Consider the following 24,652-nt stretch of genomic DNA (forward strand, 5'->3'; position numbering starts at 1 on the left):
CTTTGGCGGCAGGCCCATAAACGTCGCAGCCAGCGTAATCGACTTCAATGGTCTCGCTTCGGGTTGCTCACAAACCACTACATACCCCACCCAAGGAATGCATACCCATACCCTGAGGATCGTTTCGCGTCAGATACCCGAGGCAGGAGCCGTATGCGGTAGTTCCGCACGTACGGATCTGTGCGGGGGGCGGCAGGTACCTGCCGTTCCTACCGCGATCCAAAGGCTAACGTGATCGGAGGGTCTTTTGCGTGAAAGTGGGAGCGCTCATGGCCAAGCGCTTGCTGATGGTACCTCTTACGGGGATGGCTTTATGCTATGTTTTTGGTTCGGATCTGATTTTAGAGGGACCTATGACTCGTTCGCGAAGCTCGCTGCAATTTTCTGACAATCTGGCTTACCTCCTCGCAGAGGGACGTTCAGAACGATGAAAATTGATTGCATCAGCAGTGACGGTATTCATGCATCTGAAAAGGATGCGCTGGAGCGGATGCGCCAAGCATTCAACGCATCAGAATTTAGCCAAAAATGGCACGGCTACGCCGGATTCATGATGATGGATACCACCTACCGAGATCGTGAAATTGATCTGGTGTTGCTAACCCATGACCGCCTTCTCATAGTCGAACTTAAGAAGTGGCGCGGCAAGATAGAACCCATGCAGGATCACTGGTTGCGTAGCGGTGAGGACATGGGGCGTTCCCCCGTTAAAGTATTGGCGGACAAATGGAAGATCCTCTCTTCTAAGATCCAGGCAAGGCTTTCCAATCCCGCCAAATCCGTCTATATCGACTATCGGGTGGTTATGTGCGGTAGCGCGGACTTTTCAGCCATACCTGAGGACGAGAAAGCGTTTGTTCTTACGCTCGATCAGTTTCTGCGCATCGCTAAGTCGGGCGGTTATCGTCAAGAGTTCAAGGACTCGAGAAGCGGCACTCCGAATCAGTATGTGCAGACGTTTACATCATTTTTTCGTGGTAAAGATTTCAAACCTTCAGGTTTTTCATTCAATAATTTTCAAATCGTAGGAGAGGCGAGCTTTCCACATCCTGATGGCTTGTATAAAGAGTACAAATCCGTCAAAAAAGATGATCATCGACATGAGGCATTATTGAGGCGTTGGGACTTTTCAGCGCTGACGGGTGTGGCTGACACTGTAGATGAGCGTGCACGTATCGCGCTACGTGAGCATAAAGTACTAGGCTTTATACATGAGCAAAACGAGCAGCTCGATGGTGTGGTGCTGCAGCCTCTGTCCCATCCGACGCGGGACGATATCGATGCTGACTTTTGCGAGTTATATCGATTGCCGTCACGGCAACTGCGACTCAATGAGTTCGTTCATCGGCATGGGCATGATCTTTCCTTCGTAGAACGTATTTCGCTTGTCAAAGTATTGCTCTCGCACTTTGCTGATCTGCATGACACTGGCGTTGCTCACCGTGATGTCAGCGACCATAGCCTGTGGTTTGAGCGACCTTCAAAGGTTTCTATTTCGGGCTTCCTGACGGCCTACTTCCCGGAGGCGGGCACAGTCGGTCCACTGCGAGACAATCTGCGCGCAGGTAAGGCATTGCTCCCGGAGGATTCTGAAATTGGTCGAGGTGAGGTTAGCGACCCTTTCCGACGAGATGTTTATCTGCTCGGAGTCGCAGCATACCATCTCCTTTTTCTTCGTTTGCCGCGCCTAGATGATGGGATTTTTCTATGGGAGCCAACAGAAGTTTCCGAATGTGACTCCAATGTATCCGCTTGGTTCGAGCAGGCACTGGAGATGATTCCTTCAGAGCGATTCGCGAATGCCCGTGCCATGCTTGACGCGTTGAATTCTCTATCGTTAGAGAGCCAATCAGCTAGAGGTGTTGATCTCCGAGTCTTCGAAGCCTATCGAAGTGATTTGATACCGATGGTTGTTTACCCTCTATTGGAGAACTTAAAACAAGGCCATAGTCACCTTTACAAATCATCCGTGGGAGGGCGATCTGTCTCTGTTAAGGTTTGGTATGGGCGTCAGCCTGATCCAAAGCGCCCCGAAGATACGCAGCAGTTGCAGGCGTTTTTGGAAAAAGCGCGACTATTGAAAACGCAGCCGTGCTCTTCACTTCCAGAAGTGATCGATTTTGGTATTTCGGATGCGGGAACCTTCCTTGTACAGCAATGGGTGGATGGACAAGCACTGGATACAGCGACTGATTCGTTCTCGTCGGGCCAGCAAGTCCTTGACCTATGCCATCAGCTAGTGAAAGCCACGCTGCATTTACACAGCTTGGGTCTTCAGCATGGGGATATCCATCCCGGAAACATTATGCTGGAGGGGAGTGCGTTGCACTTTATCGATACCATCGACATGGTGTCGGGCAGCCTAACTGAGACCCACACCCCTGCTTACGTTCCGGCGGATTATGAGTCTATCGCTCTCGATCAGCGTGATTGTTACGCAGTGGCCAAGATGTGTGGTGAGTTGCTTGACCGTTGGCCTGCATGGGAAGACCACGATGTGGGGCCAGTGCGCTTGGAGATTCAGCGCTGTCTGAGCCGAGAACTACGGGTGTATGCCCTCGATCGCATCGACGATGCATTAGACTTATTGCTAAATCCACCGTGCCCCAATTCCGGACCGCAATTGGCCGTCCAACTGCGTCGACTTACCGCCAGCAAACCTTTCCAAAGTGATAACGGGGTATATCACATTGGGGTGTTGGCTCAGAGTGTACGCGATCCGAAGAGTCAGCCGAGCGTCGTAATATCGGTGGCCGGTGTGCGCGCACGTCTGCAGATTATGCTTAAGCCTACAACGCTCGACTTCGTGAATATACGCAACCAAGAGATGCCGCACAGCCAGTTTGTCCACACTGCTTCCCAGGCCGTGGCAACCCTGAAGGCTGACATCCTGTTCGCGCCGGCGTCTGCGGACAACGTAATTGAGCTTTTAAAGGCGCTTCAAGCAATTCCAGATATCAAGGCGGCCATAGAACTGGTTCGCGCCCAGATTTTAGGGTTGGATTACCTAACGGCTACCGACGACCTTTATGACGAAAAAGGGGAGGAGCTTACGAGTGAAGGCCTGCGCACTGAAGACCTCTGGCGATCCATCCTTGAAGCTGAAGAGGCAACCCTGCCAGAGGTTGAAGTCGCAGGAGCGGTAGATCGCGATATAGGACGGCACCGCGATAAGGTTCGTATTCCTTACACCAAAGAAGGTGAGCCCTTAGACTATGGACCTGATAACAAGGTAGAAGCGCTGCAGGAGATTCATGGTGAATTGGTCCGCGTGGGGCATGTCGATATTCGTGAGACAACTCAGGCCATACTTGTACTCGACAATACCCGCATTCGTATGCAGTTGAATGAGGGAGATAGAATCAAGCTACGCAGCCAGCAAGACCTGTCATCTTTTCGGCGCCGGCGCCAGGCCGTCACGCGTATCTTGGCTCGCGAAGCAGTTCTTCCGAATCTCATCGACTATTTCGATCCGGCGAACTGTCCCGCTCCACTGGAGCTGCAGCCTCCCCCGACAGATGCAGAACTTAACGCCTACAACCGTTACGACGATGAAGGTCAATTAATTTTTTCTCTGAACCTGCAACAGCGTGAGGCTTTCGCTAAGCTTTGGGCACAAGGCCCTCTGAGCTTGTTGCAAGGTCCCCCAGGAACAGGGAAAACTTCTTTTATCGCGTCATTCATTCACTATGCCATGTCACATGGCGCCCAGAGCATACTGCTGACAAGCCAATCTCACGAAGCGGTCAACAACGCAGCGGAAAAGGTTATCGAACTATGCCAGCGCACAGAAATGCCACTAGATGTCGTTCGGTTCGGGGCGGAGGGCATGGTATCGGAACAGTTGCTACCTCACCATTCGGCTTCAATTCTGCAGGCCTACCGAGACCTATTTCGGGCTGAAATGCGCGAGCGCGTCACTGCGCTTAACCGCAATCTGGGGCTACCAAACCCGTTTGTGACTGTATGGTTTGACATTGAGTTTCATCTCGGACGTCTCATGCGGGAGATCGACCGGTTAGAATCAAAAAGGGCGCAAACTGATCCCTATGGTGATGCTTACAAATCGCTGACCCAGCGTATATCTCAGCGTAGAGAACGTTTTCGAACTCTGGCAGAAGAGAAGTTTTTTTATACTAGTTTTGCAGAGCCACCTGAGGTCATCGATTACCTTCGGAGCACTGCAATGGCTGCCCACGCTGTGACGTCGCTTGACGCAGTCTCCCGATTGGATCAGGTGATCGCGATTTCTCAAGAGTGGGTAGATCGTTTGGGAACGCTTCGAGGTAATTTCGAGGAGTTTCTGGCTAAGACACGCACGCTCGTATGTGGTACCTGTGTTGGGATGGGCCGTTCACAATTCGGCGTGGCGAACATCAAATATGACTGGGTCGTTGTGGACGAGGCCGCACGCGCCACACCAGGCGAATTGGCTATTGCAATTCAGTCTGCACGGCGAGTTTTGCTGGTGGGGGATCATCGACAATTACCACCACACTATACCAAGCAAGTTGTGCAGAGGATTGCAGCAGACTTGCAATGGCGGGATCGCTCCATGCTGACCCGTAGTGACTTCGAGCGCGCTTTTGAGTCCAGTTACGGACGGCAAGTCGGTGCGACCCTGCGCACACAATACCGAATGGCACCGCCTATTGGTGAGTTAGTCTCGGCTTGCTTCTACCCTATACCGTTGGCGCCAGGTCGTGGTGCTCCCATAGCTTGGTTTGATCAATTGCCTGAACCCCTCCGCGCAGTCGTAACCTGGATAGATACTTCTGAGGCCGGGCGCGAATCTTACGACCGTCCGAAGAATCCAGGCTTCGACAACTCTTATGAAGCACGCGAGATAATTGATCTGTTGCGTTCGATATGCACCAGTGGGAACTTTATTCAAGAATTGATGCAGGACAGCTCTGAGGATGAGAAACCTATCGGTGTGATTTGCATGTACGCCGAACAGAAAAAGTTGCTCCAGCGGCTCCTAAGTGAACAGGATTGGGCGACCGGTTACCGCAGGCTGATCAAAATAGACACAGTCGACAGTTATCAAGGCAAAGAGAATCGAATAATTATTGTATCCACCACGCGTAACAATAGATTGTACGACCAAGGTTTCCTGAGCAGTGTTGAGCGCGTAAACGTTGCTATTTCACGCGCGATGGATCGGTTGTTTATCATCGGTGCAGCAAGGATGTGGCGCGAGCGGAATCAGGAGGCACCCTTGGGGCGGGTTCTCGCCTACATCGAACAGCATCGAGATGGTAGTGCGTTTGCCGTTGTTGAGACATCAGGCATCACCGGAGGGCGGTCATGATCACGGTAGAAGAAAGTCAACTCCAAGAGCAGCTTGCTGTCGACGAGATCACATTTGCCATTCCAGCACAGAGTTTCGGAATTTCCTGCGCGATTAGCGCTGAGGAGGCGCTACCCGTGGTCACTGAGTTTGCGCTCCGTATTGCGTACGTATGCGGTAGTCTTAGTCCGGCTCAGATTCAGGATTTTTTCGGATTTTCAAACAAAGAGGTTGATGCAGTCATTCAGGCGTTATTGAGCGAGCGACTAATCAAGTGGAATGAAGAAAATCTAGAGCTGACCAACTATGCTTTGACACGTTTCCAGGATAGCTCCGATAACCTCCCGCGGTTTTTCAAGATCCAGGACTGGAGCGCAGAGGTTGTATTTGATCTAATCAGCTTCAGCCCAGCAGTCCGCCCTTCAAGAATAAGACGTGTGCGTTCACAGGTCGAACTTGCTACGCGTAATTTTGACAAGCAGTCACGCACACTTCAATTCGCAGAGCAATCTTTCCAGCAAAACTTTCGCCAGATATGTACTAAAGAGAAGGCTGAGATCTACAAGATCAGTGCGATTGATCCGGGCGAGCGCTTTAGTATTCCTCTGTCTTGTACCTTTCACCTCGACTTAGATGGGCAGGTGAGCGTCGTAAGAAGTATTGATGATAAGAGTTTTGGCAGCCGGCTTGAAATCTCCGAGTCGATCACAGATGCGCTCGCCAATCAGGAGAGAGGAAGCAATGAGAGCTTAAGAGAGTTCATTCGTATCTTTGATGACAAGCTTCTAGGTCGGTATGTTTCAGAAGATACTTTTGACCTGCGGCGTTATGTGCAGCAAGTTCATCTTACGAAGCTGGGTGGTTACGACGATGAGCGGGTGATGCCATTGCTGGGTGCATTGCATTTGCAAAGTAACACTGAGCTATTGCTGGACCGTATTCAGTCCGAATTGAAGAGAGCCGACCTGGCCGAATCAGAGGGTTTGGATGTCTGCGAGGATCCAGAAGATCGGGTTGGAAAGCTAAAGCCGAAACTAAACTGGGATGCCTTGTGGTGCGCGCCTAAATCGACACTCTGGGCGCGTTCGCGTAGAGCCCGTCAACTAGCCCAAAAGCTAGACAGATCGCTCATGCCTCACTCCGATAGAGCCTCCCTACAACGGGGAGGATTGCGCGTGCTCCTACCAGTAGAACAGGGGGCACCCCGTGGGCGGCTTGCTACCTATGTAGATCAGTTTTCGCGACTCTATGCGGGGAATTTTTCGCTGATGGAGGGTAATCTTGAAGTGCTACTCATACCGGGATGTCTGGTCTGCGCATTATTTCATTTCCATCTAGCTCACCAGTCCATAACGATTCCTATAGGTTTTTTGTCCTCCCACCCGGATCACCTACGCACGATCACTGCATTGCTGTCTCGGCAGATCAGTATGAGGCCTGACACTATCTTGGTGATGAAGGAGGAGGGTGGTTCGGCTGCGGTCCAAGACTTGCTGGCTCTGGTTGATCGGCTATCCGATTCGGGTGAGGTAGTGACTCCGACGACAAGTGGGCGTTAACATTAAGTTAAAAAATATTGTGAGTATTCAGTTCTACCAGCCTCTAGAGAATGCAGAGTTCTCTGGGGCGCGGAGGTCGCCAATATATAAGTGGGATTACATGTGAACTCGAAATTCTGGTTCAGTGTAATCCCCACTTCTTGTAAGTGGATCCCCATGCGCCAACGGAACCTCTAACCCAAACGCTTCTTGGTGTGGACAATATGACGCTATTGTTCAAACCTCTAGTCTATCGCAAACCCACGTTAACGAAACTCTAGGCCTCGAGCATAAGGTAAGGGTTTTCCGGGGGCGGTGATTCGAAGATTAGCTTGCAATCTTCAAGTAAGTAGCCTTTAAGTTTGGCCGTCCTCCGCGGGCCATTAACTTGGCATGTCCAGATGTTCAAACCGCTGTCTCGCTTTTTGTGAATCTTCAGCTTTTCGAACTGCTTTTGCACCCAATGCCATTCTTCGATGTCTTGATCGGCCCCCTTTGCGATACCCGGAAATTCCATGGCATAACGTTGGAAGAGACCAGGCGTGACCAGAAATATGCAGCCACTCACCGTGTGGACTTTGGCCTTGCTGTCATTGATGATCAGCTTGTGGCTTTGGATGCCATTCTTTACCCAATTGAGGAATATCTGACCCGGGTTGTCCGCAGGCGGGTATGGGATTTCGAGTGTGTTTTCTGACGGCGCATCATGTGCCTCGGGATCTGCCATTTCGAACATATCCAGCAACGTTCCTAAGTAGTTAGCATCCTCAATCGTTAATGGATCAGGCTGCGATTGCGATCTGCCTTGACGCGATCCTGTACTGACTGCTCTGGGCGCCGCTGGTGATACCGGAGTGTCAGTCGAGTGATCATCGGCTGCAACGCTCACCGTTCCGCTAAAAGCCTCAGGCCGGTCTTCGTTCCCCCAGATCAACGCCGGTTGAAGACGCAGAAAGGTAAAGCTTTGTTGCCAGTTCCCCTGCGCAACGAGCGCGGTCCAGATAGCTTTTCCTTCCGGAGTAGACTTGACCAGCCCATGCGATTGCAGTTCGTCAAACACGGCGATGTTGGAGGAGGGAATGCCCTCAATTGATTGCGACAGCAGATAGGCTCGCAGCTTGTCGGTGACCGTCTTGCTGACCAGCCATAGGGCGTTCTGGGTCAGCCATCCCGCGCCACCCGGCTGATTGAGTTTCAGCTCGTGCTGAACCAGGTGACGCAGTCCACTGATCAAGTGATGTTGCAGCGAATGAATCGGCGCTTGCAGCGCCTTGCTCGGGTTACCACCGATGTTCTGTGCAGTGGAAGCACGGTCGGCCTGAATGACCAACTCACCGAGCACGCCGGCACGTTCGTACTGGCCCGCCAGGACGTACAGTAGGCCGCCCCACAGCGACGGAAATCCACTGAGCCAATCCAAGATCGGTCGGTCGAGAATCTGGGTGTAGAGCAAACCGGTGGCGGCGCCGTGCAGGTGGTAGTCGCGGCCTTTGAGGTAGCGAAAACGGTAGGGCTGATCGAGGGCGCCCTGCCAAGGATGCCAAACACGGCCATCCTGGCGTTCGACCAGCAGGTCGACGGCGATCTTGCCGATGTCATGTAGCAGCGCGCCATAAGCAATACCCGCCGACCAGGCATCGGTCTGGGCGGCTTGGTCTTCGGGCGCGGCGCCAGTGGGAAGCAGATACGACTGACGCAGTTTCAAACTGCAAGCGACCAGTTCTAGGCCATGGTCGAGCATGCCGCCGAGATACGCATGGTGGTGGGTCTCGCTGGCCGGGAGTTGCTGGACCTGTTCGGCGTAGCGATGGATCGGATTTAAATAGAGCTGGGTGAACTGCGCGTGGGAGAGGGCGGTGTACTGCCAGATGCGATCGAGCAACTGGCGGCGGTGCTCCGCAGCTAACAAGCTGTGAGCCGACTCGATGGGCAGGTAACCTTCGGCGACGTTGACGGTCGGTGGCGGAGAGGGCTTCCGCCTTTTGTGGCGAAAAAGACTGAACATCGTGACCTCCGGGAAGTGGCTGGGTCGGTGGCCTTTTAGCCTTTTCGGTTAGGGCTCTTACCCTTGATCCCCCATTCCTTTCCAACCTTTACCGTCCTTTTGGCGCGTGTCCCTTTGCGCGGCAATCGGAATATGGATACGGCTAGGCATCGTTTTGTCGGGGCTAGTACGGCAAAGACAAGAGTCGCTACACTGCAATGCCTATTTTTTGGGTCTTGCCATGAACCTCACTGACGCCACGCTCGTGCTGCTGCTCGCGGCACGTATCCACGGGACCGACGAAGCCGTCCGGGCCTCTGCGAAGAGCGTGGTCAAGAAGTTGCCGCGCAGTAAGCGCGATCTGATCTACAAGGTAATCGATAGCCGAAGTCCCCTCGAGCTGGTGGATTTCCTGGCTCAGAACCTGGATGCGGAATGACAGGCTGCGGGTGTGTGCCCATCTCTGATTCTTTGCATCAGAGCCCCGCGGCATGGGTTTTCTGGGAGCAGAAAAAAAGGGCCCAACTCACGTTGGGCCCTTTGATGCGATTGCAGCGGTGAGGTGATAGTCAAACTCCATCATTCATGCATCGTGAGTCTTCCATTACCATCTGCTTCCGTTGCTGCTTCAGGTTGAGTATAAATTCCGAGGCGCCTCGGGCCTGACCACTGGCGCGAAAGATCGCGCGTTTGTCTGCCTTGAGCAGGCCGAGCCAGGAGTCGATGTAGCCCTCGTGCCGCAGCTCCCCCTGAATGCCGGCGTAAGCACATAAAAACGCAGCGCCCATCTCGGCGATCAACTCCTCAAACGCGTAGCCTGGCGAGCCGAACGGACAGGATGACGTCACCCCCTCGCGCTGCAACCGAGCGTGATGCCCGGTCCAGTGCGTCAACTCGTGCAGTGCGGTGGCGTAGTACCCGCCTTCATCGTGAAATTGTGCTTTTGTCGGCAGTTGGATGAGATCCCTGATCGGGTGGTAAAAGGCTTCGTTGGCAGATCGATGAACGATGTGGGCCCCCGAACTTAACAGCAGATTTTCCGCAGCGCTGTTGGGCTGGAAAGGTTCACTCTGCTCCGTCTCGAGCTGGGTTTCATTGAGCATTTCGAGCCCCTCTGTTTGCTCGATGTTAAACAGAGAATGTGTCCTGAGAATACCGAAGTGAGCGACCTTGGGTTGACCGTTTTCATCCAGTACGGGTTGGCCTGACTCGGTCTGTTCCTCGCGCTCCATCGGCTTGTAGAGCACCGCCAGAGTGCTGTGCTCACCCTTACGAATGTGCCCACCGGTCTTTTTGGCTTGGTTGAAGGTCAGCCAACGATCTTGAGTGAACCCCTGCAACCTGGCCTCGGCCCAGAGCAGCGGTAAATTGATGCCCGAATACGGACGTCGCGTGATGGCGTTGACGGGGTAGGGTTGATGACCGATGTCAGCGGAGCCACTTGAGGACCAGGGTTTGATCCAGGGAGCAACGCCTTGGTCTAACGCGGTAACGATCTTGTCAGTTACGTCTTGGTAGATATCGCGCATGGCAATGTCCTCGAGAAAAAACGGAGGAACGCCGTGCCCGTCGGGGAGGGTTCCCCGGTTGGTTGATGAACTGGATTGATGCAGGTCTTGCATGCCTTCCGAATGTGGAGGTGGGCGCCGCCCATTGCGCTTAGCGCTGGTGTTCTCCTGCAAGCGCTATCAGCAAGGCGCCAGGCTGACCCGGTTCCTGGAGTAGGCTCAGACTCAATTGCAGCAACGGGTCGTGGTCTAAGTGATCGGTTGGTTCAATGTGGACTACCTCGAACAGCACGTAAGGCTTGTGTGGATAGGCCAGGTGGGCTTCGAAGGCTGCGCGCAATACGTGGCTCAACCGATCGATCTGCAGCTTCTCAGAGTGATCGGATTGCTCGAGCAGTACTGCGCGGTGCCATGCGCCAGGGGTGAACACGATGGGCAACCGACGGGGGTTCAGTGTTTCGGGTATAAGTGAGTCGGGCATGGTATGTCTCCGTTGAAAACGCGAAGAAACCTGTCCTGTGCGGGGAAAGATTCCCCGCAGTGGGTTGAAGAAAAACAAGAGGGCGCATCTCACGATTCAGAGCTCGAAAGGCGCTCAGAAGAGCAGTAGGCATTCATCACCGTAGCTACGGTCACCGTGCGAGCCACCGAACGCTAATCGCACTTGGGGAGAACCATCACCGGGGTGACATAGTCTCGAAGGTCCTGACTATCTGGGCGGGTGCTGTCGATAACAGCGATCCGTACCTCGGGTTTAGCCGAGCTGTTCGTGAATAGCAACGAAATAAACCAACGCGTTAGACGAGCTGAGTCTACTGAAAGCCAGCCTTGTTTTTTCGACCGGATTGACTGACAAACGGTTAGGCTTGGAGCGCTACCGGCAAGCTTCTAAAGGGCGTGACACTAGGGTGATGATGTTCAATGAAGTTGTATGAAAATGTGGTTATCGGAAATTTTCTCTACGGGCTGGGATTCGCTCTTGGTTCACAGCTGAGATCCGGTCAGTTACCAAGCATGGTGAACTTGCTTCAACAAACGCCAGACGATAAACGATTGGGGGATTTGCTGATGGCATTCCCTGGCACAGTACGTTTGATCGAGTTTAAAACTGAGGCTAACAAGTCAAAAAAAGAGGCTGGTCGTCACCAGTTTCTATCTCGAATTTTTTCCGAAAAGTTGGACGAATTGCCTGACCTGCCAGGTACTTCGCGGCGGGTGCATTGGTACATCGAAACGGCGCCTCTTCCCAGCGCTGCACTGTCGGCACGCATTGAGCCCTATCTCGATGCATTTGGCGAAGGCGCCAGGCAACGGCCTAAGTCAAGCGAGAGGTTCCAAAATTTTATCGAGGAGCTGGCTGCTGGCATTCTGCAACGCAGATCGGTTGAGATCACAAGGGCTGAGCGCGACTACATCGATCTGGTGCGGCTTGCTCAAGGGCCAGAGGAGACCGGAACCGGCGGATTGGTGCTGGTGGCCGGCAGCGGTGGAGGTCTGCATTTCGCCGCTTTACAGGATTTGATGGATTTGAACCTGTCCCACAAACAATGGATTGAGTACAGCCAGGAGCGATATCTTTCCCTTCAGAGAGAGATGAAGCAACCAGATCACGAGATGCCCGATCTAAAAGGTCCAACTTTAGGAAGATATTGATGGCCGGAACAAGTCAAGAGCAATCGCACGATCGAAATTTTCAGGCCCTCTTTGGCGCGGCTCGCAAAGTTCTCGAAGCTGTAGAGATCGATGAGAGAAAGTCTCGACGGGCCACTGAAGCGTTGCGTGAGCTGCAGGATAGCGTCGAAAAGAAGCTGGTTCGACTGGAGGCGGGCGTCAAACAGAGCATCGAGAGTTCTGCGAAGTCAACTGCGAATCAAGCCGCTGAGCTGTTGAGCAAGAGATTTACGGAGGCAGATGCTGCCGCTCAGCGGGCTACTGAACTGTACAACATGGCAGCAAAGAAATTGAATAGCAGGCGTTGGCTCTATTTCCTGTCGGCGCAGGCTACGATCCTTACATTGGTAGTAGTGTCTCTCTATCTGTGGGTGCCGTCGTTAGACGAAATAAAAGCGCGTCGAGGCGAGGTGGCGAGGCTGGACGAATTAGGCCGTCGGGTTGAGTGGTCGAAATGCAATGTTGGGAATGGTCAGACGCGCGATTGCATACGCACGGACGAATCGGAGCATGAGGACTTTTTCGAAGACCGCACAAAAAAGGGCAAGACCTATCGCATACCGAAAGGTTACTAGCCGTTTCCCGGTCCTATTCTTGGCGGAATAGGATATGGGAGCTGTTTCCAACGCGCAGCCCAAACGCTCGCGGCGCCGTCTGAACAAACTGATAAACGGTCAGATATGGACCGCTTTCAGTAGTAGGCTAATACTCTTGCCCCAACCATGAAAACGCTCAGAAGAGGGCGAGGCCATGCCGACTCAGCAACCTGTTCAAAGCTCACGTGCTCACCGCTGGGCGTACGCCTGCGGTCTGTCGGTGAAGCGTAGTTGTCGTAAGTTGAAAACGTTTGAATCCCACGTGGTTGAGCGTGCGGAGACGGTAGGTATGCCCGCAGGTAAATTATTAATTCGCGGGAGTTTTCTAGTTATCAAGTTAGCGTTGGTCGGATGGCTGCTCTTTATCGGTTTCTGGATGGTAGCTTCTGTTGTGGTAGTGATCGCTTTGATTGCCCTTCTGCAGTCCAAGGCTCTCATCGACACGGGTTTTGAAGAGGACAATCCAGGTCCTGACTACCTTGGTGCTAACTCCTACCTTGGCAACTACGATGACAATGGCCACTACATAGGTCATTTCAAATCATCTGATGACGTCAGATAAGCTTCTTCGTAGCACCTATCAACTGATCTGTGCCTTTGCCCGCTGCGCCATGTGCGGCTTTGCTTGCACCACCTAGCATCCCCTCAAGGCTGTTGCCGATTGAGTAGCCAGCCCAGCTCATGGCGACTAAAAACATTCCAGGCAGCACCAAGAACATCGCCCCCATCACATACTCGATCACCTGTGCGGTGACAGTCCCATCCATAAACCCGGATGTGGGCAGAGACAACAGCACCTGATTGGACGCCGAAACCTGGTTGTACAGGGTATCGAGCATGCTGGAGTCGACCCAACGCGCCAGTTCCCACCAGAAGGTCAGCATGTGTAAGGTGAACAGCGCGAACGTCACCGTCATGACGGTCTTCAACTGGTAGGTACTGACCAACAGAATCAGCGGCAAGCTGATGATGACGCCCATGATCAGGAAAGCCTGCACCATCGGTAGGGCGGCGCGTAGCGCATTCATCGCCGGGAAGTTGCTGAAGGAGCCGAGGGCCAGCCCGGTGTTGGTGGCCAGGTTATTGAGACCCTGATTGATTGAGCCCCCGCGGGCGCTGGAACCATAGTCCTGGTACACCTGTCCGGGCGACATGGACATCGATTGCTGGCGCGGGCTGACCAGATCGCGCAGGGTGGCATCCTCGATTTCGTTGCTCGAACGGCCAGCCAGCCAACCTTTCAGCTGAGTCAGCAACGAAGGATCAACCTGCCCGATCAAACGCTCTCGCAACCCGACACCGCTGTCGCTCCACCATTGCTTGCAGGTGGGGTAGCCCGCATCATTCTCCAGCCGCGGCAAAGAAACATCGCGGTTGTCGTCATACGGCCAACTGACTCGCGGCGTGCGTGAGCGATCGGTGTCGTAGTAGCCGGGCGTGTCCAGAAAATAGCTTGAACCGATCCACGCTGCGTCATGACTTTGTACCTTGTCCAACTGAGGGCGGTTGGTGAATAGCCGAGAACGGGAGTAGCCATAGCAATCGCGAGTGAAGTCGGCAACTTCCTGCAGCAGTACCTGACTGTCGATGCGCGAGCTGTCGATCTCCATGCGCATCTGCCGGATATCCGGTGCGCAAGGAATGGAGGCGGTGGCCGCCGCGGTCACCCCTTTGCTCAGGGCATGCACCAGAAACCACCAGATTGGTACGTTGGCGGAGCGTTCGCCGATGGTATTGAAGGTCGTCCCCCAGGCGGTTTCCGCTGGCTTGGCCACACTCACGCCGCAGCGCTGGCTCGCCGCATCATCGAACGCCATTGACGAGAGGCTCAACGGAAAGACCGGCGCGCAGCCGAACAATACGACGATGTAGGCCAGCCACAACCGGTTCTCGATCCGCGGTACTGAGAGCAGTCCCTTGTTGCCCTCATCCGCACCTTGCTGACGAGCAGACAACCATTCTTGCAGGATGATTGCACCGAAGGGCGCGGCAAATAGCCCAGTGTCGGACAGGACGCTCCAGAGGCCGTTGTTGATGATCCAGGCCAGTAGGGAGAGGTAAAACTCTAGGTAGCTGTTGGTGCTAATGAGCATGGTGGTGACCTCACAGTTGGGTGAGTTCGACGCAGGTAAAGAGCAGGAGCCCTACGGTCCCGATGCGTTTCACGCGTTGTCGATCCTGTGGTCGATGTCGGTAACGCCGAAGCAGATCCCACCAAAGCGCAAAGAGGGCGCCATAGAGCAGGGCACGCCACCATCGCAGATAAGGTCGTGCTGATTCGAATGCATGCTGCCAGACCTCGAAGCTGCCCAGCGCAGTGCGGCCGATCCAGGCGACCAGTGCGGCGCTCAGGATCATCACCACAGCAATCCCCAGGCCTGAAAGCAAAGTGAATAGCCATGAGCGTTTCATGGCTCACTTCCGCCTGGCGTCAGCATCATTGAGCCGACCGGGCTCGGGGTCGCCTTGCTCGACGGTGCGCGAAGCATCGGCACCACCGACATGCCGATCGAGCACCAGGCTGGCGGTATTGGTGGCCAGCATCTGCCGGACCTGCAGTTCGGTCTGCAGCAGGCGTATTTCGCGCTCCAGAGCGTCGATGTTTTTCGTCAAGGCTGTCTGCGCCGGTTCGGTGGAAGCGATGTTCGGTTCGTGGCTGCCCGCCAACAGGGTACGCAGTAGCAGGAGCGCCTTGTCGAGCACACTGGACAGGGCCGTCTCACTGGCCAGGCGCCGTGCCAGGAGATCCTGATCGGGATCGTCGCGCAGGGCTTCAACCACACCACGGGTCACCGGCAGCATCGGGCTGGAGGCTTTAGTCAGATTGTCAGGTATAGGTGGCAGAGAGCCCGACAACAACCCTTGCAGGGCCTTGAGGCGTTCGCTGTAGGCTTCCTGAATCAGTGGCGTCAATCCGCTGCCCGCGGTAGCACGCAGGGTTTCGCAGGTGTCGCAGGTCGTGACTTCGCTCTCGCCCAACACCCGAACGGCCCATTCGGACGCCTCCTGGGGCGAGGCCCAGATCTGGCAAATAGCACCGCCTAAGCAATCGCTGCTACTGATCGATGAACTGTCATCCACGGATCGGTTATGCAGCAGGTTATAACCCGCGCGCACCACGTCGGCGGTCACCCGGATGGGCATTTGCCCGCTACCTCCAGCCTTCTGCCCGCCGACCCAGGACACCCCATTGTTGCCGTTATGGGCCTCGGTGTTTTTCACCGCAGCCACCGCATCACCGCCGCTTTGTTCGAGATTGCCCTGCATCTCCTGGTTCTTGGCCAGCGCGCCCCAGCCGGCCTGACCGACCTTGTCGGCCATTTTCTCGGCCATGGCCTGGCAGGTCAGCTTGGAGCGATCAAAGTCGATACGGCCTTGCATCACTCCGTTACTGAGCAACTCATAGAGGCCGGGGTTGGCGCGCTGGATGATCAATGCTGGCAGCGACATCACCGCCTGGGTCGCGTTTTGCACGATGCTGCCCATGATCTGCTGGAAGCCTTCGGTGACGCCGTTCAACTGGTTTTGCAGGGTATTGGTAAGGCTCATGTTGCCGCACATCATGTTCGCTCGCCAGGAGACGCCGGCGCCGAGACCGCTGGGTCGATACAGCGAGCTCGGTGAGCCCACGGCCGAGCCGCCACCAATGGTGTACATCACCCGGTCGTCGAGCACTTCGCCTTGAGTACCCAGGCGGTAATCGCCTTCGGCGGCGTAGGCATGAGAGACCATGGCGAGCAGTCCATAGAGCAGCAGACTCATCGCGCTCAACCAGGGCCGTGCGAGAAGCGGAGTCATGAAGCATCTCCTTCGAAGTCGATGCTGAACAGAAAGGTCTGTCCCTCACGGTTGCAGCAGCTATAGGGACGCCAAAGCGACCAGGCGTAGCCGCCATCTGCGCTCTGTACCGGATTGCTGGGGAAGATGGCGCAAGTCGGTTGAGCTTGGGGGTAAAGCAATTGCCATTTGTGGGTCGAAGCGTCGTTTTCAATGATCGGGCCAGGCGGCCAGTAGCCGTCGCGTTTGGCGGGGGTGAGGGGTACGTACACATGGGGCTGCCCGTTGCGGGTCATCACATCGCCGGCCCGTTGCGCCATGACGGCGGCCGCCTTGAAATCGTCGGGCTGTACCAGATAGCCCTGCCGGGGATAGATGTTGCCCCACATGTTTCCCGAGACCTGACTACCGATTTCCCGGATCCCCGGCATGAGCGACTCGGGATAGACACTTTCCGGGATACCCCGGCGCCAGGCCAGCGAGTCCAGGGTGCTCTGGTAGTAGGGCATGAATGCCGTTGCACCGCTGGCGCAGGCATAGCCGGACTGTGAAGCCAGTTGCGTCGCGGCCCAGCCACCGGGGTGACCGATGCCGTCAACGTTTTTGAAACGAGGCAGGTTATTGCGGCGGGTGTTAGGCGTTATTAGATTGCCGCCACCTTCCGCACCGCCGATGGGCGAGGAGAGGGCGGCCATCTCGCTCCAAGGGTTATTGCCGGTGGTGGTATAGCTTGAGACCACCAGTTCAGGAATGAAATGACGCACCTTGTGCGAGGTTTTGACTGTGCAGCCAAAGGGCGTGCAGAACAGCCAGAAACAAATGCCGACGACCCTGTATGCGAGGCAATTTGGCGAAAGCACGGACGACGTGATGCTGCCGGTGTCCAGCGCCATGCTTGGGCCGCACACCAACAGGATGCTCAGTGCTAAGGGCCGTAGCTTGGTGGGCGGGATGGACGAGCAGGCAATGGGCATGATCCAGGCTCTCGGTGAATGGCCTGGGCAGGTTCGCTTAGGGAATAAAGACTGTCAGTGGAAATTATGAAGGCGGGTCTATCGGATTTGTGAGGCGAGGGACTATTATTTGACGTAAGGGGAGCGACGCAGGATATCGGGGTCTACAAGTAGCTGATCTGCGGTGATTTCGAAAATATTGGCGAGTTTGCACAGGACCATCAGCGAGGGATTGCCCGTGCAGCGTTCGATTTGACTGACGTAGGTACGATCCACCTCGGCCATGAGCGCCAGCTGCTCTTGGGTAAGGTTTTTCACGCGTCGCATCCAGCGGATGTTTTCCGCCAGCTGCAGACGAAGCTGTTCGTAGTCTTGAGCCATGCGCGCAACTTGCGCCTTGAGGGACTCTCAATCCACGGGATATAGTCTACATTGGCATTAATCTAGGCAATTGCGTCGAGCGTCAACCAGTCCGCGATGACCTTTGGGACTGGATCCAGCGTCTAACAATAAAATTAGAAAAGGTGCACATGGACAACAACTACATTGCAATTCCTGCGGCCGATGGATGCGCCAGCCTTCCGACGCCATGGGGCGACGAATTTGCTCCGATGATCGAACGTGGCGTGCAATGTGCCCAGGCTTGGCTTGAGTCAGCCGGTGAGATTCCACTGTGGTGGGCGTTGGCACAAGCGCGTAAGACCTTTCCGGTCGGTGACTGCCAAGATGCTTTTGAAGCCGGATTCCTGCTGAGGATTCAACAGCGGTTGCGCGGCGTAGCACAATAACCTGACGCCGCTTTCAGGAGCGCGAGGCCTGAATAGACCGTCCTATCGTGGCTCTATCCCACGCGCACTATCGATCCGATCAGCAATGCGGAAGGCGGCTTCCAACTCCGAGCAGCCGTGCTCCTGCATCAATGTCCAGCGTTCGGCCTTCTCCTCGGGCTCGGTCATGGCCAGGGCGAGGTAGAGACTGGGCGGTACCGCTCGGAATAGCGTTTCGAGCTTTTTCGACAGCACCACACCTTCGGTGTATTTCCCCGGTTCCTTGCTGGCGGAGAGCAGCAGCGCTTTTTGTGCCGGTGTGAGTTTCTGAAAGCGCGCGATTTCTTCAATCTCCGCCGGCGGCATGTTCAGACAGATCCACCATTCGATCATGTTGAGCATGGTCTGCGCGGCAGAGGGAAAGTCGGCCAGGTTTTGCGTCGCTAACCAGAACCAAGCGCCGAGCTTGCGCCACATCTTCGTGCCCTTGACCACGAAGGGTGCCAGCAGCGGGTTCTTGGTGATGATATGGCCCTCGTCGGTGACCATGATGATTGGACGACCCAGGTACTGATCGCGCTCGGCGAGGTTGTTCACGGTGTTCATCAGGCTGATGTAGCTGATGGACATCTGCGCCTCATAGCCTTCGCGAGCGTAAGTGGCGAGATCAACGATGGTCACATCGCTCTCCGGCCACGGAGTGCCTTCACGGTCGAAGAGCTCACCCTCGAAGCCCTGGCAAAAGAGATCGATGGACTCGCCCATTTCCTGTGCTCGTTCGCGACGCTTTTCCGGTAAGTGCGAGTCCGTGGCGACGCGCAGTAGAGCGTTGCGCACATCGCGGGTCAGTACCTGACGGTTCGTTGCGACACAGGTTTGCGCCGCATCCAGAATGCACTCGCGGATCAAGCTACGATCGGCCCGACTGAGGCGCGCTTCTTCCTTGGCCTCGCCACCAGTGATCATCAGCCGGGCGGTGATTTCCAGTTCACCGAGAACATCGCGCTGGTCTTCGCGACGGGTTACCACTTCATCGTCCAGCTCATCAATCGACAGACTCGCCACCTGATCCGGTTGTTCGACCAGGCGCCAAGCATCGGCGAAGGGCGCCAGACTGATCGAGGCGCCAGGTTTCAATTGGACCTTGTTGACCGAGAGGCCTTGTGTCGCGAAGTAGTCGCCCTGCAAGCCGAATGAGTTACCGGCCTCGACGATAAACAGGCGAGGGCGGTATATAGCCATGATCTGCATCAGCAGGGTGACCAGGGTCGCCGACTTGCCGGCACCGGTGGGGCCGAATAGCAGCAGATGGCCGTTCATGGCCCGGTCCAGGCGTGATAACGGATCAAAACTCAACGGCGAGCCACCCCGATTGAACAGGGTGAAACCCGGGTGGCCGGTGCCGGTGCTTCGGCCCCAGACTGGAGCGAGGTTCGCCATGTGCTGGGCGAACATCAGGCGGGTGTACCAGTTGCGTGTGTCGCGGGCTGGGTTGTAAGCCATCGGCAACCAACGCAGGTAGCTGTTGCAGGCGGCGACCTCGTCGCCTTCACGTACCGGTTGCAGGCCCGCCCCCAGCAGTGCGTTAGCCAGGCTGACCGAGCGCTGGTGCAGTTGCTGTTCATCGTGACCGCGCACGTAGAACGCCAAGGCGCCGCGGTACAGCTTATGCTGACGGCCGATGATAGCGCGAGCCTCTTCGACATCCTGGCGGGTCTGGGTCGAGGCCAGGTTTTCACCGATGGCTTTGCGCGCCAGGCGGTTCAACTGATCCTCGAGTACATCCTGCGGTTTGACCACCACGGTCAGGCTCATCACCGTACCTTCGGGTAACTGGTCGAACAGCGCGTTCACCGCGTCACCCTTGCGGGTTTCGCCAGTGAGTTGGCCAATCCAGGGCGCCCGCCGCAGCTTGTCTACGACCACGACTCGATGGGGTTGATCGTCAAAAAACCAGAGTCCGCGATCTACATCCGAACGCGGTTCATTGAAGAACAGCCGCTCGGCGAAGTCATGATCGAAGGGCAGTTCCAGCGACTCACCGTCGCCCGACTCCGGATAGGCCACGCGGCGGTAGAACTCCTCGGGCGCTTCATCGGTGAGCCTGGGCGCCGGATTGAACCAGGGCACTAACCAGGCATACAGACCGCGGCCAGCGACGCGCGTCGACTGTACTCCGCATGCTTGCAGCGAGGCAGCGATTCGTTCGCAAGCCTGTTGCAGGGACTGCACCGGGGTCAGTCCTGTCTGCTCAGTCTCAGACTCAAGCCAGCGATAGACCACCAGGCGCACCCGGCGGTTATTGCCACGCCAGGGCAGGCGCGTCACCACCTTATCCTCAAACAGACCACCGGTTTTGGCAATGGCCTTCAGATGACGGCGGCTGAGCTCCAAATAGGCCTCGGTGAAGACCGTGCCTCGCGCGCTGTCCTGAATATAGTCGGTGAGCTGGGACAGATAGGGGGTGAAGTCGTTGTCGTCCTGGCAGAAAAACTGCGCCACCCAAGGCGCTTGATCCAGTTCATCAAAGCTATCCTGTAGGGCATCCTCAAGGGCATCGCGCGAAGCCATCAGCCAATCGGGTTCGCGCCCTTCGGTGCCAATGGGCAGTAATTCGAACACCGCACCCACCGAGCGGTTGTCATCCAGCAGAAAGCACTGCTCGGTGTCGAGGTATTCGACCCAAGGCAGGTGATCGGTGAAGCTGGGGTTGTGCGCATAGAGTGCGGCGTCATCGGCCACCGTGGCGCGAGGGCGCAATGGGTTGCGCCAGGCTTTCCACGCAGGAGTGCGCGTGCCCGAATCGCCGTTACGCACTACAAGTCTTCCTGACGTTCGCCGGGCAATGCGTACTGCACGCGTTGGTAAAACGGAAAGACGGTCGAGTACCCCGGGACCGGCGCCTGCTCGGTGCCACTCAAATGCGGATATATGTACAACACCAGATCCGGATTGGGCAGGCGAGGGAACAAATTGTGGATCTCGTTCACAGCGGTGCGAGTGTACGGTTCTTGGGCAGAGACGGAGAAATCTGCCTGAGCCAGGGGACGGCGTAACTGCTGCCGAGCATCCAACAGTTGCTGCTGAGTACCCAGCGAACCGGCACCGTTCCAGATGTCCAGCATGGTTTGCTCGCCATGCGGCAGCATCGTCTCTTTGTCGGTGGAACACCCAGACAGAACCCAGCAGAGCAGACTAATCCAGGTCAGGCAGCGGAGCATGGTCTTTTTCATGGCGAACGCTCCGGCCCTTGGGCTCGTAGTCGATGGTGATCTCATGGTCTATGTGCAGGGCGACATGTGCGGCCGGTGGTACGTACACGGCCGCAAAGGCCTCGCCATACAGTTTGTTGATCCACTCGCGGATGTCGCTGACGCCACCACTGAGGACTGAGTTCAATGCGCTGTTGCCCGTGCTGTTAGTGACTCCGAGCGTACTGCCGCCCGAACTGATCACGCTGCTATTGTTCTGCTCATCCCCGAGCAGGGCGGCGACCCCCGCGCCGGTCGCGGTGATCAGGCTCTGGCTGCCGAGGTACTGTTGGGCGTTCGAGCGGCGCTCTCCGGCGATGCAAGGAATGCCATACGGATCGGACAGGTAACCGAGTCCGCCGCGGATCTTGTCGGTGTTCGAGCTCTGGGGGGTGGAGGCATTCCGGCTGGCTACCGCCTTCGGCTGAGGCACCGTGCGGATGGTGCCGTCGGTAAACACAAAGGTGATCGACTCGACCTGTCCACGGACGCAGGACAGAGTCCAATCACCAGACGCCGTGCCACTCATCACGGCCCCCGCGACGTCCGGCAGGTCGATGCCGTTGGCGGTCAGGTTCTCCGGACCGACCAGCACCTTGAAGGGATAGGGGTCATTCACGGTACCGTCCACCGGGACTCGGCCGATGAGCGCGGTCATGGCGACCGAGCCCATCAGCGTGGCGTTTTCGGGGATCGTGTACACCGGCTTCGCGCCTTCGGTACGATCAACGGATCGCGTCAGGTCACGTTCACCCTGGGTGACTGCACGTAGCTGTTTCTGGCTGCGATCAATCGCGTTATCGTTCAAGCCTTCCAATGAGTTGAAGGCGGTAGGCAGACTCAGTGTGGAGGAAGTCTTGGTTTTGCCTCGGGCGTCGGTGGGCCGAGTATCTGAGGGCTCAATCCATTGCAGGGCATCATTGGCTGTGTGCGGCCCCTCGAACTGAGCCCCGTCGCCGGACTCAAGACCCAATCCGATCGGCATGTCCTTGCCTTTGCCGGTCAACCCCGACAACTGCTCCTGCAATTGCGTCAGCAACCCACGGGCCTGACGACTGTCTTGTTCAGCTTTGAGCCGGGCCTCGTTGGCTTGGCGGCGACCTTCGTCGACCTGCTGGGTCACGCTGCCAAGCGCCGTCTGGATACGCGAATCCACACTGTTTTCCCGCTCGCGCAGGCGGTTGTTTTCCGTCTGCAGTGAATCGTTGTGTTTCTTCAAACCGAGCATGTCGCTGCGCATGGCTTTCACCTGGCCGACCAGGGTGGCGACCGTGTCGCGTGGGGTATCGCCAGCAATGCCGAGCGACTTGGCTTGCTCGGCGGATAACTGAATATTGCCCTGATCGGAGGGATGCTCTGCAGAGGGCGTGCTGCCACCCGCGACCCAGCTTTTCAGAATGATCAACACCACGGCCAGCAGCGCAGCCGGTACCAGCCATTTGAGCAAGGCGTTAGCTTTCATCGCCAGCACCTCGCGCAACAGGCAAAATAAGCACGGCGTGTTCTAGTCCCGCCCCGCGGGTGACAAGGTAGGCAATTGTGGTGTCTTCAGCACTGCCGACCGGTCCGAGGTATGCATGCTGGAAGGCCGCGGCGAACAGGGTGGCCTGAAGCCGACGCGGGTCGAGTTGCACCGTCTCTGAATTACGATTGCGCAACATCACCGCCGTTACCCAGTAGTCACCGAGTCGCCAGGCGGCGATGGGTGTGCTGGACACGTTTTCGGTCGGTAGCAGGGTCGGCAGTTCAGTTCGCAACTTGAGCGGCACACGGCGTACGCCGGGCAGGGGCTCCACGGTGCGCAGAGGCGAATACAGGCTCTGCGCGGCATAGCGCGTCAACGCGACCGGGATCGGTGTGCGTTCTGGAACAGGGACGGTATTAGATTCAGCCTCGTTAGCCTGCACCTGAGCATTCTTGAGAATACGCACGGGCTCCAGCGGCTGATCACCAGGCGTGGCCACAATGTCCAGCAGGATGATCTCGCCTGTCGTGACCGATTGCAGTTGCAGTCGGGTCGGGGCAATGGCTTCCGATGCGCGCAGGTACAGCGTGCCACCGGTTGATTGCACGCGCAGCTTGCCCGTCAGTGTCGAGGGCACGCCGACTCGAAAATCCTCATCAACAAAGATCACCCGTTCCTGATTGATCACCAACGGGACCGCGAGGGGGAGGCGTTCCCAGTGCATCAGTTCGACGGCGTGCGCTGCAGCGCCCAATAACATCAGCGCAACGGTGAATCCCAAGGTAGAAATCCGTTTCATGGCTCACCTCCAGGCAGGGAGATTTTTTGCGGAGTGCCTTGATAACAATCCAGTGCCAGCCCCCACTTATTGCGCTCGGGGTCCACGTCAAAACGCACCACGCGTAATGGGTACCGCACCACCACCCGTTTCACCGGTTCGGCGGCGTAATACTCATCGGCGTTGAGGTCGAGCTTGACTAGCCAGCTGTCGCGATCGAGCTGCTTGACTCTGAGTTCTGGATCTTCGCTGTAGCCTCGGCCCAGAATTTCGTAGACGCCACGCACTCGCTGGCGCAGTTCGCCGGCGGCCTTGCGATACTCGTAGTCGCCATCGAGGAAGGCCTTGCAGGCAGGTGTCAGGTAAGACTGCAAGCCATAGATGGCGCGGCGATAGTCCTGTTCGCCATCCGAGGGCCAGCGGTTGAGCTGACCAAAAATGTACAAGGCAAAGGCATAGACATTTTCCGAGGGGATATCCCACCACTTGCGGGTGCTACCCGAGCGCAGATCCGGAGGTACATGCACGGTCAGATCGGTCGGTGCCGCGCGCCAGCCGTACCAGAGCCCGGCACAGAGCAGGGCGAGGGTCACCACCGCTAGACGCAGGCTGAAGATATGGGCTTGCTGGGCGTCCACCTTGTTCCGAAAACGGCTCATGGCTGCCACCGAGACAGGGCAGGGCTCAGTCGACGCGAACGGCGAACCGTCCAGGCGCCGGAGTGTAGGATCAAACTGCCGCGCCCCAGGCTCCAACGGCTGGCGAGTATCCATTCGAGCTTGCGGTACAACCAGGTCTCGGGGCGACCCCGTTTGGCCCGACGCAAAAGCGTGCCGCCGGCAAATAATACCAACGCCATACCCACGATCATGCCGGTCGGCGCCACCGCAATGGACGCGGTGGCGATCGCCAGAGGCACGCCCAGCAGCAGGCCAATGACGGCGCCGGTGCCAAGCGCTATCCACATCTCATCATTGGTTAACCCCCGCAATACGGCGGGATCACGATTGAGTCGCTCCGGCAGAAAGACCAAGGTGCCGTCGGCAAGATGTTCGATTGTGTCGTTCATGT

21 protein-coding genes are annotated in these 24,652 nt (G+C 56.4%); 7 read left to right on the plus strand and 14 right to left on the minus strand.

The window, feature by feature from the left end:
- Positions 1-427: 427 nt before the first annotated feature.
- Both BSF40_RS02190 and BSF40_RS02195 read left to right on the plus strand, forming a co-directional pair.
- Complete coding sequence (locus tag BSF40_RS02190) at positions 428-5,314, plus strand: AAA domain-containing protein (RefSeq protein WP_095963932.1); 4,887 nt, start codon at positions 428-430, stop codon at positions 5,312-5,314.
- Positions 5,311-6,852: a hypothetical protein gene (locus BSF40_RS02195; protein ID WP_095963933.1), complete on the plus strand. Its 1,542-nt coding sequence runs from the start codon at positions 5,311-5,313 to the stop codon at positions 6,850-6,852. Before BSF40_RS02190 ends, BSF40_RS02195 begins: the two co-directional genes overlap by 4 nt.
- 256 nt (positions 6,853-7,108) lie before the next feature.
- Here BSF40_RS02195 and mobH read toward each other — a convergent pair whose 3' ends face one another.
- Entirely contained in the window at positions 7,109-8,836 is a 1,728-nt protein-coding gene (gene mobH, locus BSF40_RS02200) for a MobH family relaxase (protein ID WP_095963934.1), read from the minus strand.
- Positions 8,837-9,056: 220 nt separating this feature from the next.
- Between mobH and BSF40_RS02205 the strand changes: the two genes are divergently transcribed.
- On the plus strand, positions 9,057-9,254 hold the full coding sequence (locus tag BSF40_RS02205) for a hypothetical protein (protein ID WP_007901093.1): 198 nt from the start codon (positions 9,057-9,059) through the stop codon (positions 9,252-9,254).
- Between the two features lie 130 nt (positions 9,255-9,384).
- Here the strand turns inward: BSF40_RS02205 and BSF40_RS02210 are convergent, their stop codons facing one another.
- Positions 9,385-10,344, minus strand: a complete 960-nt coding sequence (locus tag BSF40_RS02210) for an ArdC family protein (protein ID WP_095963935.1) — start codon at positions 10,342-10,344, stop codon at positions 9,385-9,387.
- A 130-nt stretch (positions 10,345-10,474) separates the two neighbouring features.
- Positions 10,475-10,804 (minus strand): hypothetical protein, encoded by a 330-nt coding sequence (locus BSF40_RS02215; protein WP_095963936.1) that lies wholly within the window; start codon positions 10,802-10,804, stop codon positions 10,475-10,477.
- 440 nt (positions 10,805-11,244) lie between these two features.
- Here BSF40_RS02215 and BSF40_RS02220 point away from each other — a divergent pair, with 440 nt between their 5' ends.
- The 3 genes from BSF40_RS02220 (at position 11,245) to BSF40_RS02230 (ending at position 13,152) form a co-directional block, all read left to right on the plus strand.
- Entirely contained in the window at positions 11,245-11,976 is a 732-nt protein-coding gene (locus tag BSF40_RS02220) for a hypothetical protein (protein ID WP_095963937.1), read from the plus strand.
- Positions 11,976-12,569, plus strand: a complete 594-nt coding sequence (locus BSF40_RS02225; protein WP_095963938.1) for a hypothetical protein — start codon at positions 11,976-11,978, stop codon at positions 12,567-12,569. Before BSF40_RS02220 ends, BSF40_RS02225 begins: the two co-directional genes overlap by 1 nt.
- A gap of 175 nt (positions 12,570-12,744) precedes the next feature.
- A complete protein-coding gene (locus BSF40_RS02230) occupies positions 12,745-13,152 on the plus strand; it encodes a DUF3742 family protein (protein ID WP_095963939.1) in 408 nt (135 codons plus the stop codon).
- Here the strand turns inward: BSF40_RS02230 and BSF40_RS02235 are convergent.
- The 5 genes from BSF40_RS02235 to BSF40_RS02255 all read right to left on the minus strand — a co-directional run bounded on the left by BSF40_RS02235 (position 13,145) and on the right by BSF40_RS02255 (position 17,701).
- The gene (locus BSF40_RS02235; RefSeq protein ID WP_095963940.1) at positions 13,145-14,683 is read right to left on the minus strand and encodes a conjugal transfer protein TraG N-terminal domain-containing protein; all 1,539 of its coding nucleotides are present in this window, start codon (positions 14,681-14,683) and stop codon (positions 13,145-13,147) included. The genes BSF40_RS02230 and BSF40_RS02235 overlap by 8 nt on opposite strands.
- A gap of 10 nt (positions 14,684-14,693) precedes the next feature.
- Positions 14,694-15,002, minus strand: a complete 309-nt coding sequence (locus BSF40_RS02240; RefSeq protein ID WP_095963941.1) for a hypothetical protein — start codon at positions 15,000-15,002, stop codon at positions 14,694-14,696.
- 3 nt (positions 15,003-15,005) lie between these two features.
- Positions 15,006-16,388 carry an integrating conjugative element protein gene (locus tag BSF40_RS02245; RefSeq protein WP_095963942.1) on the minus strand — a complete coding sequence of 461 codons (1,383 nt, stop codon included), beginning with the start codon at positions 16,386-16,388 and terminating at the stop codon, positions 15,006-15,008.
- Positions 16,385-17,341 (minus strand): TIGR03756 family integrating conjugative element protein, encoded by a 957-nt coding sequence (locus tag BSF40_RS02250; protein WP_095963943.1) that lies wholly within the window; start codon positions 17,339-17,341, stop codon positions 16,385-16,387. Before BSF40_RS02250 ends, BSF40_RS02245 begins: the two co-directional genes overlap by 4 nt.
- A gap of 105 nt (positions 17,342-17,446) precedes the next feature.
- Positions 17,447-17,701, minus strand: a complete 255-nt coding sequence (locus BSF40_RS02255) for a helix-turn-helix domain-containing protein (RefSeq protein WP_095963944.1) — start codon at positions 17,699-17,701, stop codon at positions 17,447-17,449.
- 149 nt (positions 17,702-17,850) lie between these two features.
- On the opposite strand from BSF40_RS02255, the gene BSF40_RS02260 reads away from it, so the two are divergent.
- Complete coding sequence (locus tag BSF40_RS02260; protein ID WP_095963945.1) at positions 17,851-18,108, plus strand: LasR-specific antiactivator QslA; 258 nt, start codon at positions 17,851-17,853, stop codon at positions 18,106-18,108.
- Between the two features lie 42 nt (positions 18,109-18,150).
- Here the strand turns inward: BSF40_RS02260 and BSF40_RS02265 are convergent, their stop codons facing one another.
- From BSF40_RS02265 to BSF40_RS02290, 6 genes are read right to left on the minus strand one after another with little or no spacing between them, the layout of a single operon-like run.
- On the minus strand, positions 18,151-20,904 hold the full coding sequence (locus tag BSF40_RS02265) for a conjugative transfer ATPase (RefSeq protein WP_095963946.1): 2,754 nt from the start codon (positions 20,902-20,904) through the stop codon (positions 18,151-18,153).
- Positions 20,904-21,320, minus strand: a complete 417-nt coding sequence (locus tag BSF40_RS02270; RefSeq protein WP_095963947.1) for a TIGR03751 family conjugal transfer lipoprotein — start codon at positions 21,318-21,320, stop codon at positions 20,904-20,906. The genes BSF40_RS02265 and BSF40_RS02270 overlap by 1 nt, the downstream gene beginning before the upstream one ends.
- On the minus strand, positions 21,283-22,800 hold the full coding sequence (locus BSF40_RS02275; RefSeq protein WP_095963948.1) for a TIGR03752 family integrating conjugative element protein: 1,518 nt from the start codon (positions 22,798-22,800) through the stop codon (positions 21,283-21,285). The genes BSF40_RS02270 and BSF40_RS02275 overlap by 38 nt, the downstream gene beginning before the upstream one ends.
- On the minus strand, positions 22,790-23,602 hold the full coding sequence (locus BSF40_RS02280; protein ID WP_095963949.1) for a TIGR03749 family integrating conjugative element protein: 813 nt from the start codon (positions 23,600-23,602) through the stop codon (positions 22,790-22,792). The genes BSF40_RS02275 and BSF40_RS02280 overlap by 11 nt, the downstream gene beginning before the upstream one ends.
- Positions 23,599-24,240: a PFL_4703 family integrating conjugative element protein gene (locus BSF40_RS02285; protein ID WP_095963950.1), complete on the minus strand. Its 642-nt coding sequence runs from the start codon at positions 24,238-24,240 to the stop codon at positions 23,599-23,601. The genes BSF40_RS02280 and BSF40_RS02285 overlap by 4 nt, the downstream gene beginning before the upstream one ends.
- On the minus strand, positions 24,237-24,650 hold the full coding sequence (locus tag BSF40_RS02290) for a TIGR03750 family conjugal transfer protein (protein ID WP_095963951.1): 414 nt from the start codon (positions 24,648-24,650) through the stop codon (positions 24,237-24,239). The genes BSF40_RS02285 and BSF40_RS02290 overlap by 4 nt, the downstream gene beginning before the upstream one ends.
- Positions 24,651-24,652: the final 2 nt, after the last annotated feature.

Origin of the sequence: Pseudomonas sp. ACN5 (assembly GCF_002303975.1) — a bacterium.
Classification (GTDB): domain Bacteria; phylum Pseudomonadota; class Gammaproteobacteria; order Pseudomonadales; family Pseudomonadaceae; genus Aquipseudomonas; species Aquipseudomonas laurylsulfatiphila.